The organism is Candidatus Margulisiibacteriota bacterium, from assembly GCA_041650855.1.
Lineage (GTDB): Bacteria > Margulisbacteria > WOR-1 > O2-12-FULL-45-9 > XYB2-FULL-48-7 > JALOPZ01.
Genome location: JBAZKJ010000009.1, coordinates 1 through 4,109, shown reverse-complemented (window position 1 = coordinate 4,109; position 4,109 = coordinate 1). Strand labels below are relative to the sequence as shown.

Genomic DNA, 4,109 nt, shown 5'->3' with positions numbered 1-4,109 from the left:
GTTTTGCAAGACCATCCCGGCCTTAAAAACATTATTTGGAACATAGTGCAGGGCCAGATCGACTTCGTTGCCGTTCGCGTTCCCGCCGGTGATCCCGGGACCGGTCATGTTGGCGAAATAAAACTTCAGCGTCGCCCCGGCGGCAACGTTATCCAAAACTTTCCAGTTCATAAACCCTTTAAGCGGCGCCCCCCAGGACAAGAGCAAAGTTTTGCTGCCGTAAGAGAAGCTGGTCCCCTCCGAAGTCGACGGGACGTAACGGACCCCGTCCTGAACTTCGGTCGTAACCCCGGGACCGGTAAAGGCGATGCTACTGCTGACTAGGCCGAGGCCGAAAGTGCCATACTTGGTCGGATACGCGCCGCCAAAGTTCAAATAGTCATATTCATTAATGAATTTACCGGCCATGGTGGTCAATTGCCAATTGGAAAGATACGCTAAGGACGCGGGATTGCTGAAGATCCCGAGGAGATCGTCGGCTACGCCGGCATAGGCCTTTCCCATGCCCAGGGTCCGGGCGCCGACACCGATATAGGTTGGGTCGTTAGAAACCGCGATCTGAGCCGCAACCGTCGAAGAAAACAGAAACAACGCGGCTATGACGCAAAAAAAAGCTCTAATTAATCTCATTTCCTGCTCCCTTCAATTTATTCCAAATTTTAACCTATTGAAACGGAATATGCCACCGGTTTAATTGTAAACAACCAAGTAAGCTTTCCCGATCGGGTTATAATCGCCGATCACCCTGATCACGTAGATCCCGTTCGCCAAGCCGGTGCCGGTGTCGTCGCGAACCGCTTCGATCCTGACCTGGTTGAAGCCAGCTTTACCGCCGTTGGTCCCCGGCAGATAGAGCCGGGTAATGACCTGGTGCCCGCTCCCGCTGATCAGGTAGATCGAGACTTGAGCATCCTTGGTCAGGTTATAAGCCAGGCCGAATTCTTTATCGACTGAAGAAGAGAACGGCATCGGGAAGACGGTGACTTTCCCGCCGACCACCCCGACCGAACCGCTGGTCGCGACCCGCAGGTTGTCGATCGTCTTCTTGGCGTAATTGTCGGACATGTCCTTGGCTTCGACCAGGAGCGAATGGGTCGCGAGCGATTCGTCGTCGAGATCGATCGGCGATTCGGCCGACAGCTTCAAGGCTTTGACCGACGACTGGATCACTTCGGTCGGCAGGACCGTATTGTTCAAGACGACCTTGCGGAAGCTCTGGTCGACCGAAACGTTGTCGGTGATCAGGATCTCGAACTTCGGCTTTTTGCTGATATAATCGCCGCTCTCGAGCGTTACTCCGGACATCGAAACAAAGATCTTGGGAGATTCCTTGTCGATCTTGACGAACGCGATCGGGGCTTCCATTTGCGGCTCACCCAGCGTGAAGGTCCCGCTAAGGGCTGATCCAGTGTTCCCGGCCAGATCGATCGCGTCGACTTTGATCACGGCATTGGTCGAATAGATCGACGGCAAGGTCCAGTTATAGGTCCCGCTATTGGCGATAGCGCTGACGATCACCGTCCAGTTGGCGCCGCCGTTCAAAGACAAGGAAATGGTGATCGGGGTTGGGCCAAACCCGCCCACATCGGTCGCCGAGTATTGAACAGTGTAAGCGGTCCCGCTGACCAACTCACCCGCCGTCGGCGCGATGACCGAGACCGCCGGCAGACTGGTATCGACGGTGAAGGTCCAGGTCGCCGAGCTCGCGCCCCAGTTGCCGGCATTGTCGCGCGCCCTGACCTGCCAGGTGTGAGCGGCGTCGGACAAGGCTCCGGTCACGGCATAATTGGTGACCGCTCCCAGGGTCGCGACGATTGAGCCGTCAATCTTCACTTCGTAATTAGCGATCCCGCTGGTCGCGTCAATCGCCGCGTTCCAGATCAGGGTCGGCAGATTGTTATTAATGTAAGCGTTATTCGCCGGGGTCACCAGGTTCGGCGCCGTCGGTGGAGTGGTATCAAGATTAATACTGTCGTTGCCGGAAGCTGATTCATTGGAAGCAACATCGCGCACTTTAACGTAGATGGTCCGGAGACCGTCGCCGGCAGTCATGGTGTAAAGGCGTGACGCTTCATAAGTAACCCAGCCGGTATCGTTGCCGCTGCCGTCAAACAAATTGTTGCTCGAAATCCTCAGCCAGGAGATGTCGGGCTCGGTCACGGTCGTTTCTACGGTGATCGTCTGGTCCTTGGTAAAGATGGAGCTGCCGCTGATCCGGTCTTTAAGCAGGACGGTCGGCGCGGTGGGCCCGAAATTAACGATGATCTGCGCGGTCCTGACCAAACTTTCGTTGGAAGCGGCATCCCGAACCTGGTAGTAAGCGTCGCGAGTCCCCTCACCGGCCGCCAGGGTAAAGTCGTACTTGGGATTGTAAGCGATCCAGCCGGTCGCCCCTTGGGTGAATCCGGCGTCGCGGGCGATCCGCATCGAGACCGCGTCGGCACTGACCCCGAACGCTTCCAGGGAGACCAGCGAAGCCAAGGAATAAAGCGGACTACCGGTTATCCGGTCAAACAAGGTTATGTGATCGACTTCCGGCGAAATGGTATCGATAATAATGCCGTCATTAACGACATTGCTCTCATTTGAAGAGAGGTCGCGAACCTTGTAGTAAACAGTCCTCGCCCCCTCACCCGCGGTCAAAGTGTATTCGGTTGTCGCTGTGTAGCTAATCCAACCGGTCGAGTTCTGGGTAAAGCCGCTGTCCTGAGCAATGACCATCGAAACAGCGTCGGCGCTAACGCCAAAGGCTTCCAGCGTGATGGTCAGTTCGCTGGAATAGGATAAACTCCCGGTCGTCCGGTCTTTCAACAGAATGCTACCGACCAACGGAGATGCGGTATCAACCAAGATATTATCGTTAACGATATTGCTATTGTTCAAAGCGGCGTCGCGAACTTGGTAGTACGCAGTCCGCAAACCATCGCCAGCCGTAAAGGTGTATTCGGTTGTCGCCTGGAAAGTTAGCCAACCGGTCGAGTTCTGGGTAAAGCTCGCGTCTTGCGCAATCCGCATCGAGACCACGTCAGCGCTGACATTGGAAGCTTCGATCGTCACGGTTAACTGATTGGTCCGAACGGTACTGCCGGTTACCCTGTCTCTCAACAAGATGCTGTCAACAGTCGGTGACGCGGTATCTACCAGGATACTGTCATTAACAATGTTGCTGTTATTCAAGGCGGCGTCGCGGACCTGGTAGTACGCGGTCCGGGTACCGTCACCGGCGGTAAAGGTGTATTCGGTCGTCGCCGTAAAGCTAATCCAACCGGTCGAATTCTGGGTAAAGCTCGCGTCTTGCGCGATCCGCATCGAGACCGCGTCAGCACTGACATTGGAGGCTTCGATGGTTACCGTCAACTGATTGGTCACGGTTGTGCTGCCAGTCGTCCGGTCTCTCAACAAGATGCTGTCAACCGTCGGCGAAGCGGTATCCACCAGAATACTATCGTTAACAACATTACTTTCGTTGGAAGCCAGATCACGGACCTGGTAGTACGCGGTCCGGTTTCCGTCACCAGCCGTAAAGGTGTATTCGGTCGTCGCCGTAAAGCTAATCCAACCGGTCGAATTCTGGGTAAAGCTCGCGTCTTGCGCAATCCGCATCGAGACCGCGTCGGCGCTGACATTGGTAGCTTCGATCGTCACGGTTAACTGATTGGTCCGAACGGTACTGCCGGTCACTCTGTCTCTCAACAGGATACTATCAACCATCGGTGAAGCAGTATCAACCAAGATATTATCGTTAACAATATTGCTTTCATTGTAAGCGGCGTCACGAACCTGTAAGTAAGCGGTCCGGTTTCCGTCACCGGCGGTAAAGGTATATTCGGTTGTCGCTGTGTAGCTAATCCAACCGGTCGAGTTCTGGGTGAAGCTCGCGTCTTGCGCGATCCGCATCGAGACCGCGTCAGCACTAACCCCTAACGCTTCCAGCGTTACGGTCAATTGGTTGGTAAAGGCCGTACTACCGGTCACTCGGTCTTTCAGGAGAAGACTATCAACTGTCGGTGAAGCAGTATCAACCAAGATATTGTCATTAACGATATTGCTATTGTTAAAGGCGGCGTCGCGGACCTGGTAGTACGCGGTCCGGTTTCCGTCACCGGCGG

Annotated in this window: 2 protein-coding genes; both read right to left on the bottom strand. The window is 54.9% G+C overall.

Features of this window, described 5'->3' with window-relative positions; genetic code table 11:
- Nucleotides 1–630, bottom strand: a 630-nt coding sequence (locus WC529_09090) for a hypothetical protein (protein ID MFA5114424.1), incomplete at its 3' end; no start/stop codon positions are given.
- 60 nt (nt 631–690) lie between these two features.
- Nucleotides 691–4,109, bottom strand: a 3,419-nt coding sequence (locus tag WC529_09085; protein MFA5114423.1) for a hypothetical protein, incomplete at its 5' end; no start/stop codon positions are given.